This window comes from Pseudomonas sp. Irchel s3h14 (assembly GCF_900187425.1).
Classification (GTDB): domain Bacteria; phylum Pseudomonadota; class Gammaproteobacteria; order Pseudomonadales; family Pseudomonadaceae; genus Aquipseudomonas.
In genome coordinates, this window is the sequence record NZ_FYDJ01000006.1 from 302646 (window position 1) to 318875 (window position 16230).

Below are 16230 nucleotides of genomic sequence, written 5' to 3' on the forward strand. Positions count from 1 at the left end.
AACAAGAGAGTGTTCCGATGCAGCGATTTATTCCAAACCTGTTGGCCGCAGCCCTGGCCTTTTCTTCGGTGCAAGCCCTGGCCGCCGCTGACCTTGTTTTGTACAACGGCAAGGTATTCACCGCCGAACCCGGTCAGGGACTGGTCCAGGCAGTGGCCGTGCAAGATGGCAAGATTCTCAAGGTGGGCAGCAATGCCGAGATCAACGCCCTGGCCGACACCGGCACGCAACGGATCGATCTGGCGGGCAAGGTGCTGATGCCAGGAATGATTGATACCCACAGTCACCCGGTGGTTGCGGCCTTCAACAGCATGGGGGCCAACCTGCTGGATGAAGTCAAGCCGTTGCCAGAGCTTGAACAGTGGATTATCGAACAGGATCAGGCGGGCATTGCGCGGGCCGGTGACGTGATCAGCATCGCCGGGGTCAGTTCGGCCTATTGGGACAAGAGCCGTGAGCTGGGCCAGCGCTTCAATCAGGGACGCTGGGCGGAGCAACCGGTGGTCCTCAGCGGGATCGACGGGCACACCGGCTGGGCCAACAACGCCATGCTCAAGCGCCTGAAAATCGACGCGACATTGGTAAAAGGACTCTCGGAACAGGACCGCAGCTTTGTGGGGCACGACGGGGATTTCACCCCCAATGGCTATTTTGCCGAGTCGCGCTGGGACCAGGTACGCAGCCAGATCCCCGCGCCCAGCGGCGAGATCATGTTGAAAGCCGCCCGCGAGGCGGTGAAGGTCAATAATCAATACGGCGTCACCGCCTGGATGGACGCGGCGGCGAATGCCGGCAGTGGCGATTCGTTGTTCGATTTCAAGGCAACCGAGCAGAGTTACGGCGTGCTGCCGCTTTACCGCGAACTCGCAGAGAAGGGCGAGCTCAATGCCCACGTCGCCGCGCTGCTGTTGGCCAACCCGAAAAGTCGGCCGGCCGACCTGGAAGTGCTGGCCAAGGTCATGAAGAAATTCGAGGGTGTGCCCAACCTGAGTTTTCCTGGTATCAAGGTATTCGCTGACGGCGTTCTGGAGTTTCCGGGGCAGACCGCCGCGGTCATCGTTCCCTTCAAGAACAGCCATAAAAACGGTCAACTGCTGATCGACCCCAAGCACTTCGGTGAGTTGGTCGTGGCAGCGGAGAAGCGCGACTGGATTTTGCACATGCATGCGGTCGGCGACCGTGCGGTGCGTGAGTCACTCAATGGTTTTGCCTACGCGCGCAAACTCAACCCGACACCGGTGGCTCACAGCATCAGCCACCTGCAACTGGTCAACCCCAAAGAGTTTCCGCGCTTCAAGCAACTTGGGGTGATCGCTTCCATGCAATTGCTGTGGGCCACCGGCGAGAGTTACACCGTTGAGCTCGTCAAACCCTATATCAGCGCGTTTGCTTACGGTTATCAGTATCCCGCCAAGTCCCTGTATAACGCCGGTGCGGTCATCGCCGGTGGCAGTGACTGGCCGGTGTCCAGCCCCAATCCATGGAATGCCATCGCTCAGGCCAGCACGCGCAAAGGGCCGCTGGGTGTGTTGAATGCCAAGGAAAGCATCGATCGCCAGACCATGTTCTACGCCTACACGCTCAATGCCGCCAAGGCCCTGCGCCTGGAGCAGCAGATTGGTTCGCTGACACCCGGCAAACAGGCCGATCTGATCATCCTCGACCGCGATGTCTTCAAGGTCAGCGATGACGAACTGTTCGACACCAAGGTCCTGAAGACCTTCTTCGCCGGCAAAGAGGTGTACGCGCCCGCGTCCTGACCCTCCGTTCACCCGCACCACGCAAAAGACTGCCTGGCTCCTCGTATGACGAGGGGCTCGGCATCGCCATGTCCGAAATAACCCGCACCTCCATAAAAATAAGAGACTTGTATGAACGTACGCTCAGTATTGACCCTTGCCACTCTTGTATTGGCACCCCTGACCACCCAGGCACTGACACTCAACGATGACTTCAGCCTGGACATGACCCTGGGAGTCTTCAGCGACTACCGCACCCGTGGCATTTCGCAAACCCTGGGGGATCCTGCGGCCCAGGCCAGCGCCACGCTGGTGCACAGCAGCGGCCTGTACGTGGGCGCCTGGACCTCGAATGTCGATTTCGGCGGCGAGTTCAAGACGCGGCAGGAACTCGAGTATTACGCGGGTTACTACTGGCAGGCGACCGAGGCCATCAGCCTCGATCTGGGGTACATCAAGTACGACTATCCAAAGGAAGGCCAATTCAACATGAGTGAGGTCTACGCCGTCCTTGACGTTTATGGCGTGAAGCTCGGCGCCAACTACTCAAACGATACGCCGAACTTCTTTGGTGAGGACCAGGACACCCTTTACACCTACCTCAGCTACAAAATCGAATTGCCGGCCGAAATCGGTCTGGACCTGCGCGTGGGTCGCAACGATGTCAAAGACCCGGCGTTCTGGTCCGCCAGCGGCGAAAGCCGTGATGCCTACACCGAGTGGGAAGCCAAGTTGACCCGTGACTTCGTGGGCGTGACCTGGGGCCTTAGCTACATCGATACCGACCTGTCGAAAAGCGAATGCACGAGCTGGTATGGCTATGGTGATTTGTGCTCCGCCACTGTGGTTGCCAGTGCCAGCAAGGCGTTCTAAGCGTTCGAGCCCACACCCTAAAAACAAGCGCCTCAAAGGAAAACAGCGTAATGACCAAGGTCAGCGATAGTCAGCAGCGAAGTCCCCTGATCGAGACCCGTTCGATCGATTTCATCCCCGAGGCTGAGCGGCATGGCAGCCTCTACAGCCAGTTCACCCTATGGCTCGGCGCCAACCTGCAAATCACCGCGATCGTTACCGGCGCCCTGGCCGTGGTGCTGGGCGGTGATGTGTTCTGGTCACTCATCGGCTTGCTGATCGGCCAGGTGCTCGGCGGTGCGGTGGTGGCTCTGCACGCGGCGCAAGGGCCGAAGCTCGGCCTGCCGCAGATGATCTCCAGTCGCGTGCAGTTCGGGGTCTATGGGGCGGCCATCCCGATTGTGCTGGTGTGCCTGATGTACCTCGGTTTCAGCGCCACCGGTGCGGTGTTGTCGGGGCAGGCGATTGCCCAGTTGATTCATGTCAGCGACAGCGCCGGCATCCTGATTTTCGCCTCCTGCATCGCGTTTCTGACGATCTTCGGTTACCGGGTCATCCACCTGGTCGGCCGGGTGGCCAGCGTGCTGGGCATCATCGCCTTCGTCTATCTGTTTACCCGGTTGATGACCCTCAACGATATCGGTCTGCTGCTGGAAAACCGTCACTTCGGCTGGAGTACTTTCCTGCTGGCGGTGTCGTTGTCCGCCTCCTGGCAGATCGCCTTTGGCCCTTATGTGGCTGACTACTCACGCTACCTGCCGAGCAAGACTTCGTCCTGGAAGACGTTCGCTGCCGTCGGACTTGGAACGGTGCTGGGCGCTCAGGCGTCCATGGTCCTGGGGGTGTTCGCCGCGGCGTTGGCCGGTGCGAACTTCCGCGGTCACGAGGTGGCGACCATCGTCGGGTTGGGCAGTACCGGTGTGATGGCGTCCCTGCTGTACCTGAGCGTGGTGTTCGGCAAGGTCACGGTGTCCACGCTCAACGCGTATGGCAGCTTCATGTGCGTGGCCACCATCATCAGTGGTTTCCGCAGTCGTCTGGAGATATCCGCCCGGCAGCGCATGGTGTTTGTGTTGTTGATTGTCGCGGCGTCCACCACGCTCGCGCTGCTGGGCCAGTACTCGTTTCTCAACACCTTCAAGTACTTCATCCTGTTTTTGCTGACCTTCTTCACACCGTGGAGCGCGATCAATCTGGTGGATTACTACTTCATCAACAAAGAGCGCTATGACATCCCGGCGCTGTCCGACCCGGCGGGTCGTTATGGCCGTTGGAACATGCGCGGGATAAGCGTGTATGTCATCGGTGTATTGATCCAGTTGCCCTTCGTCGATACTCACTTCTACTCCGGGCCGATGGTGGCGCAGCTCGGCGGCGTCGATATTTCCTGGATCGTCGGTCTGGTGGTGCCGGGGATTTTGTATTACGGGCTGGCCAGGACATCAATGCCGGCGGTGGTCCCTGCGCGGAACTGAAAGTCCTAAGGAGGAAAGCAAAAAGATCGCAGCCTGCGTACGCCGTCCCTTGTAGGAGCTGCCGCAGGCTGCGATCTTTTGATCTACATTTCCCTTTTCCCGATCACCACATCAATCCCCAAGGAGACGATCAACATGGACATCCAGGCCCTGCGCGCCGACGCATCCCACCTCGATAAAATCGCCGGACTGTTCGACGCCTATCGAGGCTTCTACGGTCAACCATCGAACCTGTCGCAGTCTCGCGAATTCATCGCCGAGCGCATTGCCCGGGACGAATCCGCGATCTTCTTCGCCCAGGCCCCCAGCGGCGAGGCGCTGGGTTTCGTGCAGTTGTTCCCGACGTTCTCTTCCATCGACGCGCACCGCACCTGGCTGCTGGGCGACCTCTTCACAACACCCGCCGCCCGAGGGCAAGGGGTCGGCACGTTGCTGATGAACACTGCGCGAGCCTTCGCATTGTTGACCGGCGCCAAAGGCCTGTTGCTGGAAACCGCCACGGACAATGTCGGCGCGCAACGGTTGTATGAATCCCTGGGCTATGTACGCGATACGGGTTACTACACCTACTGCCTCGATTTGAAACAAGGCTGAGCCAACCGCTGCCGGTTACCTCAACTCGTGCAGAAATGCAGCTTGAGCCTTGGGGCAGGTGAGGATGCGGTAACGGGTGCTCCGGGAAACACCACGGTCCCGAAAGCGTTCATACACCGCCTGGAAAACCTCACGGTTCAATTGCGGGTGCTGATGCTTCAGGTAGCGTTCACAGCACGTATTGTAGTGTTCAACCGATATGAACTTGTTGAACCAGAAGCGATAGAAGTAACCCAGCAGAAAACCCAGGCTGAAGTCGTGATCCAGCACCGAATGCGCGCAGCATTCGAAATCGATCAGGCGCAGCCTGCCATCGGGGCCAATCAGGATGTTCTTGGGGTGCGGGTCCATGTGCACAAACCCCTCGACCAGCGTCTGCCCAAACAGATGGAAAATGTCCAATAGCAGCGTTTGCGCCTGCTCGGGTTGGGCGATCAGTCGTTCATCGACGCTGCAATGATTGTCGAAAAAATTGACCAGCAAATACTCTTCCTTGAGAAAAGGAAAACGTCCGACGTGGCCGAATGCAGCCACTCTGGGCGATGACTCCGACTTGGCGGACACAACGGACAGGTTGATGAATTCGTTGGTCAGGTCATGCAGTCCGAACACACGCTTGAGGCCCAGGAAATTCTGCAGCTGCTTTTTCCAGTGGGTCAGGCGGTTGTGTTTCAACACCCATTTGCGCTCACCTTCAAGCAGGAACACGCGGCGGGTTTCCTCGGGAATATCCAGCAACGCATGTTGATCCGGCTCGGCAAAAAAACGCTGAAGCACCGTCACCAGTTCGTTCTGATCAGATGGATCAAAATGGAAGGTGACGCCAGCAATCTTTTGCTGATTCAGAGGCGAAGTAAGGTGTCTGAGGTGACGCATGTAAAGTCCCTGCTAATGCTTTGCGGTCCATAAAACGCCGGCAATCGAGCGCGACGCTTTGTCGTTATCGGCAGGACGCTGCAGACCCTTACTCACAGAGTTGATTTTTTACCGTTGGGTTGGCTGCACGTACGCCGTCACCTGCGGCATATCCCTACCCGCATCGCGTTTCAGCCATTCGGCCGGGGGCCAGCCCACCACGTTGAGAAAGGTTCTGGAGAATGAGGCCTGCGAGCTATAGCCGACCGAGGCGGCGATTACTTTGATCTGCACCCCGTCGCGGAGCATGTCCTGGGCCACTTTCATTCGCCAGGCGGTGACGTAGCCCATCGGTGAAATGTCCATGATCCGGGTGAAGCAGGCCGAGAACTTCGACCGGGACATGTTCGCCAGGCCTGCAAGCTTCTCCACTGTCCAGAGTGCCTCAGGTTCCTGGTGGATCCGGTTGAACACTGCGCTCAGGCGCCCGTCCTGAAGGGCATACAGCAGACCGCTGGAGATCTTTTGCTCGATGACTGAGTGCCGCACCAACACCACGAACATGTATTCGAGCAGCAGATTGAGCGCCTTGACTCTGCCGGGGGCCTGATCCTGGAATTCGGCGAGCAGGGCGCCGATCACAGGGGTGAGGTTCGCCAGTTCCTTGAACGGGAAAACCAGTGTTTCCTTCAGGCCGAGGGGGAAGGGATGCAGGGTGTTGCGCCCGAACTGGAACGAGGCACAGATCAGCTCCGCGCCCTGTGCCGAACTGGAGCGTAACTGGTAACGGCAACTGCTCGGACAAAACAGCACGCTGGGCTCGGTGATCGACAGCTTCGGTAGCCCGGGCTGAACCATGTCGATCCCGCCCTGACTGATGACATGGATGAACGCCATGCCCGGCGGCTTATCAAGGACCAGCGTGCCATCCACCTGCCCGGAGAAGAACAGTCGGCCCTGAAGGTGGGTGCGCTCGAAGAATTCGGACAGGATATCCATGATAGAGACGACCGGGTAAAGACTCTGCACGTCCTGGCAAAAGGGGGGCAGGGCGCGGCAATAGGATGAAGTTCTCGCCGATGGTAGACAACGCCCCTTCCGGGCGCCATGGCGCAGCGTGTTTTTCTTATCGTCGACCGGAGTCCATTGTCATGAGCAACCATTCAACGACCATCGCCCCTCAGTATGCAGACCCGGCAGAGCCTGCGCTGCCAGATCCCGGCATGCAGCTTGATCTTTCACGGGCCGCGCTGGTGGTCATCGACCCACAGATCGACTTCCTCAGCCCCGAGGGCGTGAGCTGGAGTGTATTTGGCAAGAGCATCGTCGAGCACGATACCGTCAAACACATCGGCGAGTTGTTTGCCGCCGCCAAGGCCGCCGGCATCACCGTCGCCGTTTCGCCGCACTACTACTATCCGTGTGATCACGAATGGCATTTCGGCGGGCCGCTCGAGAAGGTCATGCACAGCATCTGCATGTTTGATCGCAAGGGGCCGTTGACCCTCGACGGTTTCGAGAACTCCGGTGCCGACTTCATGCCCGAGTACAAGCCCTACATCCTCGACGGCAAAACCATCATTGCTTCACCGCACAAGGTGTACGGCCCGGAAACCAATGACCTGGCGCTGCAGCTGCGCAAGCACGGTGTGTCGCAAATCATATTGGCGGGCATGGCGGCGAACCTGTGCGTCGAGTCGCATCTGCGCGAACTGTTGGAGCTTGGCTTTGAAGTGGCCGTGGTTCGGGACGCGACCGCCGGCCCGACGACCCCCGAAGGTGATGGCTACCTTGCCGCACTGATCAACTATCGCTACATCGCCAATGCCCTGTGGAGCACGGCGCAAACGGTTGAGTTGCTAAAGGCCAAATAGGTCAGGCGCGACCAGGCTGTGCCTCGCGATGCGGGGTACAGCCTTGCCAATACGAGATCGCAAACGACGAATCGAGACGCTCTTCGACTCTATGCAAACCCGAGAAACGACAGGATAACCACGACAATCACAACTACCCCGACGATGTAGATGATGTTGTTCATGAAGTCCACCTCTCAACCTGAATGGATTGCGAAACGTGGGAGTTACAACCACAAGGTACTGCACCTTTACTGGCAATTCCATTGCGCAACACACAGAGCTCCGTTGCTCATTCGCTACCGCGCCACTCGACTTACAGCCAGTATTCCCAGAGTCGCCCCATCTGTTCCTTGGCTCTCAAAGCGAGCGAGCGGCGCTGCCACGTTTCCAGCTTGATTTCGTTCGACTTGGCCAGGTCAGCCATGAATGCCGCCTGCATCTTTTTTCCAAATTCGGTGCCCAGCACAACGACGTTGACTTCATCGTTATGCAGGAAGCTGCGCCAGTCGAGGTTGGTGGAGCCGACAGTCGACCACACGCCATCGATGACGGCAGTCTTGACGTGGAGTAGCGCGTCACGGCGTTCATAAAGCTTGACGTTGGCCTCCAGCAGTTCGCTGTAGTAGGCGCGTCCGGCATGGAACACCAGCCACGAATCGGTGCTGCCGGGCAGCACCAGTTTGACGTCGACGCCACGTGCTGCCGCCTCCTTGAGTGCCGCCAACAACTGCGGATCGGGCACAAAGTAGGCGTTAGCCAGCCATATCTCGGTCTGCGCGCTCTGCAGCGCCGAAATCAGCGTGGCATAGATCTGGCTGAACGGCTCGTCTGGCGAGCTGCCGATGGCGCGAATCACTTCGGTGCCTTTGCGCTCCTGTGGCGGAAAGTAGTGGCGAGGCGCGAGTGGTTCACCTTTCTGGGCAGTCCAGGTTCCGATGAACAGCTTCTGCAGGTCGGCAACCACGGGCCCCTCGATGCGCAAGTCGGTATCGCGCCAGGGTAGATCACCCGTTGGGCGAGTCTTCGAGTGTGAGCTGAACGAGCCCCCCGAATAGACGCTGCTGATGTTGATCCCGCCGAGAAAGGCAATACGGCCGTCCACTATCAACAGCTTTCGGTGATCGCGCTGATTCACGTCCCAACCCACTTTGGCCGTCGCCGGGTTGACTGGGTTGTACTCCAGTACTTTGATGCCCGCGTCGGTCAATCGAGAGAAAAACTCTGAGGGTGTTCCAATGGTTCCGACGCTGTCACGGATCAGATTGACCTGTACGCCTTTCTTTTGCTGAGCGATCAATGCGGCGGCGAAACGCTGGCCGACTTCATCATCGTCGAGGATGTAGGTCTCCATGTTGATGTGGTCGCGCGCAGCTTCAATGGCTTTGATCATCGACTGGTAGGTGCTGGGACCGTCCTGCAGCAAGTCGACCTTGTTTCCTTCCGTTAGCGGGCTACCGGAGATGGATTCTTCGATGGCGAGGTGCACATCGAAGATGTTGGTCTCTGCGTCGGTGGACTTGAGTCGGTCGAGAATGGCTTTGCTGCGCTCGGCTGACAGAGGTCCGTGTATCCCGTCGAGTTGCACTGGCGCAGAGGGCGCTTGAGCCATGTCCGGCACTATCCTTGGCAAAGCACTGGAGCCAATCACAAATGTCAGGAGCACAACCACGCCTAGCATCAGAGCAATACATGCACCCTTACAACGGGTTAGAAAATTCATCAGGCCCCCTCTTGGTGAGGACGGTGATAGCGCTCGACAATCCAGGGATTTCGCCGTGCATCCTGTCCCAAAGGGGCGTCTTGTCTGGTACACAAGACGCCTTGGTGGAGGGGGGCAGCCACGCGGCACGCTTTAAAAGACAGCCCCCTTGAAGGGCAGGCTTTCAGCGCTTGATCAGTGAGATTTTCGTTCCCTCGATGCTGACCCCGGCCATTAACCCTTGCTGGTCGAAGATGAACGCGTAGGCATCGTCCTTCACTGTCGTGCTGGACAGATTCTTCGCGACCCCTTCATCAACCAATACAACGGTGGGCCCTACGCCGACTTCCCAGCCCTTGGTCTCACGAACATAATTCACGGCTTTGTCAGTCATCAGGAACACCGCATAACCGTACGATTGGGCGCCTGCCTGCAGTCCCCAGGACCCGGTTACGGAGTTGTAATAATTCTCTACTTGCGAGCCCTTCATCAGCACGCCTTCGCCATAGCTGCCACCAAACACAAGGCCAGCCTTGATGATTTTCGGGAAGACCAGCACCGCTTTGGCATTCTGCGAAATGGTTTTGGCAAATGGGGTGGTCTTGTAAAGCGTTTGCAACGCTTGCCAGGAGTCGGCATCCAGGTCCTCGGCGGTTGCCGCACCTGCATTGTTCAGGAGGCTCGCTGATGCCAATGATGCTGTCGCGAGGAAGATCGATAGGAGGAAGCGCATTGACTGAGTCATTTTCGTACTCCGGTGAGGGAGCAGGGGATGGGAGCAGCAGTCAGCACCTGCACCAGACAGGATCCGAACCTACTGAACGTTATCCGGCGCACCCTGATGTGTGTGAATTGCAAAGCGTCGCTTTTGAATGAAGCAGGCCCAAGGGCCTTTGATCAGTCGCGACGCCATCAGAAGTTTGGACCACTGTGCAACGGCCGGGTTCGTCGTCAGAAGCTGCTTTTGGCTGTGGATTCAATCGGTCGATTGATCCGTATGCGTTCGGCCAAGTCATCTACCCAGTCCCTTTTAGGCAGAATCAACTCAGAAACCCCGAACTATGTATTCCTCATTGGGGGGAATAATCATTGAGTGGGTTTTTTTAAGGCCGCTGCGCGCCCCAGCGGGAGCAAGCTCCCTCGCCACAGGTCTCGCGCCGGCCTTGTCGGGGCGCATTACCTCCCAGTACTAAAGGAGGTGCCAATGAAAGCTAAAGGACCATTCCAGTCTGGCGTCATAGGTTTAGGCTCAATCCCATGATCAAAACCGGCTGCGATGGCCTATCCACCTCTGCATCTTAAAATTCTGTTCGCCTGAACACTTGATGCAGCACCGTCTCCCGCTGAACTTCGTCAATGACGACAATCAGACCCGCCTCACAGCCTGCGATATGAGTAGAAGACCTCACCTGATTTCCGGGTTTCCAGAATAAAAGAGGATTTATCATGAGCAGCACCTTCTTCATTCCATCCGTGAACATGATGGGCATTGGCAGTCTCGACGAAGCGATGCTCGCAATCCGCAAATATGGTTTCCGTAAAGCCTTGATCGTCACTGATGCAGGTCTGGCCAAAGCCGGCGTGGCCGCCAAGGTAGCCAGCCTTCTGGCCCAGCAGGACATCAATTCCACCCTGTTTGACGGTGCCAAACCGAATCCGACAGTCAGCAATGTCGAGAAAGGCCTTGAGCTGCTTGGTCGCAGCGACTGTGATTTCATTATTTCCCTGGGCGGCGGTTCACCCCATGACTGCGCCAAGGGCATTGCCCTGTGCGCCGCCAACGGCGGGCACATCAGTGATTACGAAGGCGTGGATCAATCCGCCAAGCCACAGATGCCGTTGATCGCGATCAATACCACCGCCGGCACGGCGAGTGAAATGACCCGTTTCTGCATCATTACCGACGAAGTCCGGCACGTGAAAATGGCCATCGTCGACCGTAACGTCACCCCGCTGTTGTCGGTCAACGATCCTTCACTGATGGCAGGCATGCCCAAAGGCCTGACCGCCGCCACCGGCATGGACGCGCTGACCCACGCTATCGAAGCTTACGTGTCGACTGCGGCAACGCCGATCACCGATGCCTGTGCACTCAAGGCCGTGGAATTGATCTCGGCGAACCTGCGCACTGCCGTTGCCCAGGGGGGCGATATGACCGCCCGGGAAAATATGGCCTACGCGCAATTTCTTGCCGGCATGGCCTTCAATAATGCTTCGCTGGGTTATGTCCACGCCATGGCGCACCAACTGGGTGGGTTCTACGACCTGCCTCACGGCGTCTGTAATGCGATCCTGCTGCCCCATGTCGCCAGCTTCAACGCCAGCGTATGCCCGGCCCGGTTTAAAGACATCGCCAACGCAATGGGGGTCGACACCCAGCATCTGGATGCGGAAAAAGGTGCCGCAGCGGCCATCACCGCCATCCGTAAACTGTCTTCGGATGTCGGTATTCCGAGCGGTCTCGCCGAACTGGGCGCCAAGGCCGACGATATCCCGATCCTGGCAACCAATGCCATGAAGGATGCTTGCGGCTTCACCAATCCTCGTCCTGCCAATCAGGACGAGATCGAGCAGATTTTCCATACCGCGATGTAACCGATGTGAAGTGACGCCAGCCAGATCAAAAGCCCCGCCTTCGGTTGAAGTGCGGGGCTTTTTTGGTTCTTCACGGGGTACTCGACTTTGAACCCCGGCAAGCCCTGGTAGCTCGCCATTCCTTGGAACTAATGTCGACCGTCCGCTAGCGTCTCAACATCCACACCCTTGGCCCTGATGCAGGCCAAGCGTCCGGGCGACCAATCGATAACGGTGCACTGTGGGTACTTCCCTAGCAGTGCGGACAGGGCTTTCTGAGGTGGCTCTTTGCGGGCGTACATGAAGTCAAAGTACCGGGCACTGGCATCCTGAAGCGAGTACACCAGAGCCCAGGCATTTGATGGCCCGGAAAACCAAATGGTGACGTTACGATGCGCCCATTCTGGCCCACCGTTTTTGATGCGGCGAAGTACTTCGATGATCGAATTACAACCGAGTATTCGGATCATGCGATCAGAATCAAACGTCCCGTCAGGCGCAGGCTGGGAGGCTGCTTTACTGGCCAGAAGTGCAGTCATGCTTGCTTTTCTCTTCATCGCATTACCTTGGGTTCGAATGTCCGTTTCTGGCCGATTGTTGCCTGTCGCCAAACGCAGTAAACGACCCAAAGCCGACGATCACAAGTGCCAGCGAAACACGTGGTAATTCATCCTGCAGACATGTTTGCTAGCAGACTCCGGTGCGGGCTGGCCTCGCCTTTTTCTTGGCGCTGACTAGCAGGGCAGCAGGTCTTGCTTACTGAGTGAATCTGCATGGTTGGCCTGAGGTGCTATGCCAAGGCAGTTGGTTGGCCGGTGCAGTTGACTAGCTCCTAAGTATGTGGCCGATGGTTATGGTGGTTATACGGCCAAGAGGATGCCGCAGTATCTGCCGATGTACTGGGTGATGGGGCGGCCAGTTCCTCCAGGTGGGTAATGATGTCATCCGGTTTGAGCACCAGTACGTCACTGGTGCCACCGGTCCAGGGTCTTGCAGTTTTTACTATAAGAACCGGGCAGGGGCAGTATCGCAGTAGCTTCCAGTCCTCGGGGGTGAGAAGGGCCTTCATCAGCGGGGTGTCGGGCAGGTGCTGCTTGATCACCAGGCCACAGCCCTCCGCCTGTTGGGCGGCGATGATGGTCTTGTGAGTACAGTTTTTATGTGGGGCGGCACGGGCGTTCTTGGCCTATGCCCTTTCGGGTGGGTTGTACGCGTTAGGCCAACCCTTGTCCGCCCGTCAACCGGAAGCTCACTTACCGGCATCATGCACGCGACAGCTAAAATCGAATCCTTGGAACTGGATGCGATCTCACGTCAAAACAAGACGCTCTGACACCCGTTGGCGCGCCTGGGCCGTCACCGTGTCGCCATCCTTGTCGGTGGCCTGCCACAGGGTGCCGAGGTTGATGGTGATGTCCTCTTTGATGCCCCGCCGCGTTCTTTAATCCTTGTGGTGCTCGAGAACTCTCCACGGATACGATCCGTGCGGATCTCATACTGGAACTGCAAAAAACAATGCAAGGGTGGTTTCCGCCACCCTTGCATCCTTTCACGCGCGCGACGCCTCAGACGCTGCCAAGAACAATGTCGCTAGACAGAAGATCAACCCCGACCAAGGTGATGGTCGTGACGTCTCCACCAGTTTCGGCAACCGTCACGATGCTGTCCGTGCCGCTGTTGTCGATCTGGACAACGGCGCTCTGGTCGCCGTTGAGCACCAGGGTGTCTCGCAGGTTTGCGTCCGCATCGAAGCCGGTAATCTGGTACAGGTTCTCATCGAATGCCAAGTCGACGTTGAAGGCATCACGTTCACCGCCCGTGCCCACCAGCGTGTAGTCGAAGGCGCCGGCCAGGTCGTTGGCGAACAGGTTGGCGTCAAACGTACTTGATGCCGAGTCCCCATCCCTGTCCGTCACCGTCGCGTTGAACGTCAGTTGGATATCACTGGCCAGACTCTCGGTCTCCTGAATGAACTGGATCACCGGGATCTTGATCTCGCCTCGGCCCATCGTGAGCTGAACAGCGTCGATCAGCACCGTGCCCTCCTGCTCAATGAGGAAGGACACCTGTCCACGGGGCTCTGGAGTCAGGGCATTCACCTCGATGAGGTTCGAAGTCGTGCCATCCTCGTAGTAGATCCTGTAGTACAGGTCCTCGGTCGCGGTGTTGTAACCCGCTACAGAGTTGTCGATGAAGACTTTCATGGCCGTCAGCAGGGTCTCCGGATTGACGACGAAACTTTCATCGGTAGCGCCGATTGCCACCAGGTTATCTCCCTGAAGGACGTTATTGGCGACGCCGATGCCGGACGTGCTGACGTTCATGGCCCTCGGGTCGATGTACGAGGGCAGGGGGTTGGTCTGTAGCTCGGCTTCGGTGGGGTCGGGTGCTCCAAGCCCGATACCGTCCAGGATGTCCGAAGTCGACGCAAGCGCCTTCGCGGAAAAGAACACAACTTCCTCAGATGCCGAAGGGATAGTCGGGTCATTCGTCTTCGGAATTAACAATGTGCGCACCGGGTCCGGACCGCCGGCACCGAGCGAGCCGTCGGCAGTGCTGAGCACGACCGTCGAACTGAAGCCTTGCACCAGATCCAGCACATAGCTGCCATTGGCAAAGGCGGTTAGCGTGTAGTCGACGCTGGTATCCGCCGTGGTGGCGTTGTTGTCGAAATCGCCGGTCAACGTCCCTGCAAATTGGTACGCGCCATTACCGTCCGGTGAGGGCGACTGCTCGACGAGCGTGCCGGTCCCGGTGGTGGTCGTGTTGTCTGGCCTGACGAGGGTGAATTGGTTATTCACCAACGAGATATCCAGACCGTTCGTATCCAGCCCGTCGGCGCCGGCTGAATTACTCCAGAAGCCAGTTTGCGGCAGGACGCTACCGGTCCCGATCAGGTTGCCGAAGGCGAGTGCTGGGCCGTCATCTTCGAAGATGATCTTGGAGCCGATTTCGGCGGTCGTAACAGCAGTTTGGAGCAGTGTGAAACCACCGATATCAAAATCGGCGTGGGTATTGCCCCTGGCGTCGAGGGCCGCTCCGTTCTCGATGAGCACGCGGTTGTGATCCAACGTTGTGGTGTATTCAATCTGGTAGCCGGCTTTAACGCCGGTGATTGTTGCAACCCCATTAGCATCAAAGCTGATGACAAGGGCCGGATCATTCACCACCAGCCCGGTGCTGATGTTGATGACGCGAACATTGGTGATGGCAACCGGCGAATCATTTGCATAGCCGTCGATGAAGTTCACGTCAGGTTCAGCAGCGGTGCTGAATGCGCTGATTTTTACGACAGCACTCTTGCCGCTTTGCAACTGCACGATGTCGAAATTGGCCTTCTTCGCATTGACGACGTCGGTAAAGTCGATGTTGGCTTCAACATCTGCTTCGTTCTGATCCAGGTTGGGAATGGTCATATCCTGCCTGGCACCGGTGACGAACGAATAACGAATGCCCTCCTGTTCCGTAATCATCTGGCTGTTGGTGCCAAAGGTGGTCGGGCCAGCCGCCTGGCTGGTATTGATCGTGTCGCCAGTCGTTATATTGACGCCAGTTGACTGATTCGCCGGATTCTTGCCGGTGGCGATGATGGTGGGATCCGTGATCCGCAAGACACCACCGACGTCGACAACTGTCGGGTCCGCCGTCGTGAACATCAGGAAGAGGTTCTGACCGGAGGGCGCATTGGCCAGACTGAATTCCAGGTCCTCACTGGTTCCGACGAATACCTTATCCAGCAGATTGAGCGAATCATCGGCGTCCGTGGCATCCGGATGCTTGAGCGGTTGGTACTCCACGGTCCAGATCTTGCCGCCCGTGACCGGCGATCCGGTTTCTTCGATATAGGCAGCGAACACGATCGCGCCATCTGCGGCCCCGGCGCGGCCCACAAGGATGTTGTTGTTGTTCGTATCTGTGTAGAGAAGAATGCTGGTGCCATCGAGGGTAAACAGTCCGCTGTCCACGCCATTAAGCGGTGCGCCAGCGCTGTCGACGAAGCTGATATCGGTAATGCTTGCTCCGTCGGTAATGGTGAACGCATCGCTGCCCGTGTCGCCCACGGCACCGGTATAGCCACTCAAGGCTGCACCCGTTGCGGTACCCGCGCCAAGTGCGGTCAAACGGGTAGAGAAGGCCGAGGGCAGGGACGCCACCAGAATGTCGTTGTCGTCAGCGTCTCCCGCTGGGCTTGGAGTGGCGGTGGCGTTCTGCAATCCGGCCGTTTCGTCCAGCGAAACGTCCACGCCCGTGATTCCGATAGCCATGATTTTTCTCCCGAGCAATTGCGGTCATCGAGGCCTGACCGTTGACCATTGCCCAGAACTATGGGTATAGGTCGAGGATTGCGCATCGGCCGATCCTCCCAAGCGGGATGGGAGTTTCAGACTACTTGGGAGGGGGGAACGGGATCAGAGCGCTAATGAGCGGCGACGCATATTCCGTTTCTGAATGAGGACTGGCGCTGGTGCTCAAGGCCGAGAATGACCTATGCACGGCGCATAGCAATCCCCTTTGTACATGTCAGCGAATGACTGCACAGCCGATTTCTGCCTGTCACCACTGACCGAAATCGACTGTGGACTCAA

General features: G+C 57.9%; 12 protein-coding genes and 1 pseudogene. 6 read left to right on the top strand and 7 right to left on the bottom strand.

The genetic code is table 11. From position 1 onward, the window contains the following. The first annotated feature begins 17 nt into the window (after positions 1 to 17). The 4 genes from CKW16_RS14980 to CKW16_RS14995 all read left to right on the top strand — a co-directional run bounded on the left by CKW16_RS14980 (position 18) and on the right by CKW16_RS14995 (position 4660). Positions 18 to 1760, top strand: coding sequence for an amidohydrolase (locus CKW16_RS14980; RefSeq protein ID WP_095129045.1), 1743 nt, complete (start codon positions 18 to 20; stop codon positions 1758 to 1760). Between the two features lie 111 nt (positions 1761 to 1871). Then, a complete protein-coding gene (locus CKW16_RS14985; protein WP_095129046.1) occupies positions 1872 to 2612 on the top strand; it encodes a TorF family putative porin in 741 nt (246 codons plus the stop codon). 50 nt (positions 2613 to 2662) lie between these two features. Beyond that, a complete protein-coding gene (locus tag CKW16_RS14990) occupies positions 2663 to 4066 on the top strand; it encodes a cytosine permease (RefSeq protein ID WP_095129047.1) in 1404 nt (467 codons plus the stop codon). A 135-nt stretch (positions 4067 to 4201) separates the two neighbouring features. Further along, complete coding sequence (locus tag CKW16_RS14995; protein ID WP_095129048.1) at positions 4202 to 4660, top strand: N-acetyltransferase; 459 nt, start codon at positions 4202 to 4204, stop codon at positions 4658 to 4660. A 15-nt stretch (positions 4661 to 4675) separates the two neighbouring features. On the opposite strand, the gene CKW16_RS15000 is transcribed toward CKW16_RS14995, so the two are convergent. Beyond that, entirely contained in the window at positions 4676 to 5536 is an 861-nt protein-coding gene (locus tag CKW16_RS15000) for an AarF/UbiB family protein (RefSeq protein ID WP_095129049.1), read from the bottom strand. A 108-nt stretch (positions 5537 to 5644) separates the two neighbouring features. Beyond that, complete coding sequence (locus CKW16_RS15005; protein ID WP_095129050.1) at positions 5645 to 6514, bottom strand: AraC family transcriptional regulator; 870 nt, start codon at positions 6512 to 6514, stop codon at positions 5645 to 5647. Between the two features lie 152 nt (positions 6515 to 6666). Here CKW16_RS15005 and CKW16_RS15010 point away from each other — a divergent pair, with 152 nt between their 5' ends. Continuing rightward, complete coding sequence (locus CKW16_RS15010; RefSeq protein ID WP_095129051.1) at positions 6667 to 7389, top strand: cysteine hydrolase; 723 nt, start codon at positions 6667 to 6669, stop codon at positions 7387 to 7389. A 295-nt stretch (positions 7390 to 7684) separates the two neighbouring features. On the opposite strand, the gene cls is transcribed toward CKW16_RS15010, so the two are convergent. Both cls and CKW16_RS15020 read right to left on the bottom strand, forming a co-directional pair. Then, positions 7685 to 8980, bottom strand: coding sequence for a cardiolipin synthase (gene cls / locus CKW16_RS15015; protein ID WP_256580483.1), 1296 nt, complete (start codon positions 8978 to 8980; stop codon positions 7685 to 7687). Between the two features lie 274 nt (positions 8981 to 9254). Next, positions 9255 to 9815, bottom strand: a complete 561-nt coding sequence (locus CKW16_RS15020) for a YSC84-related protein (protein WP_095129053.1) — start codon at positions 9813 to 9815, stop codon at positions 9255 to 9257. Between the two features lie 701 nt (positions 9816 to 10516). On the opposite strand from CKW16_RS15020, the gene yiaY reads away from it, so the two are divergent. Further along, positions 10517 to 11665, top strand: coding sequence for an L-threonine dehydrogenase (gene yiaY / locus CKW16_RS15025; protein ID WP_095129054.1), 1149 nt, complete (start codon positions 10517 to 10519; stop codon positions 11663 to 11665). 128 nt (positions 11666 to 11793) lie between these two features. Here yiaY and CKW16_RS15030 read toward each other — a convergent pair whose 3' ends face one another. The 3 genes and pseudogenes from CKW16_RS15030 to CKW16_RS15040 form a co-directional block, all read right to left on the bottom strand. Continuing rightward, entirely contained in the window at positions 11794 to 12183 is a 390-nt protein-coding gene (locus CKW16_RS15030) for a hypothetical protein (protein WP_256580484.1), read from the bottom strand. Between the two features lie 434 nt (positions 12184 to 12617). Continuing rightward, positions 12618 to 12803, bottom strand: a pseudogene (locus CKW16_RS32585) (universal stress protein UspA); the annotation flags it as partial. 406 nt (positions 12804 to 13209) lie between these two features. Beyond that, entirely contained in the window at positions 13210 to 15909 is a 2700-nt protein-coding gene (locus tag CKW16_RS15040; protein WP_095129055.1) for a DUF5801 repeats-in-toxin domain-containing protein, read from the bottom strand. Positions 15910 to 16230: the final 321 nt, after the last annotated feature.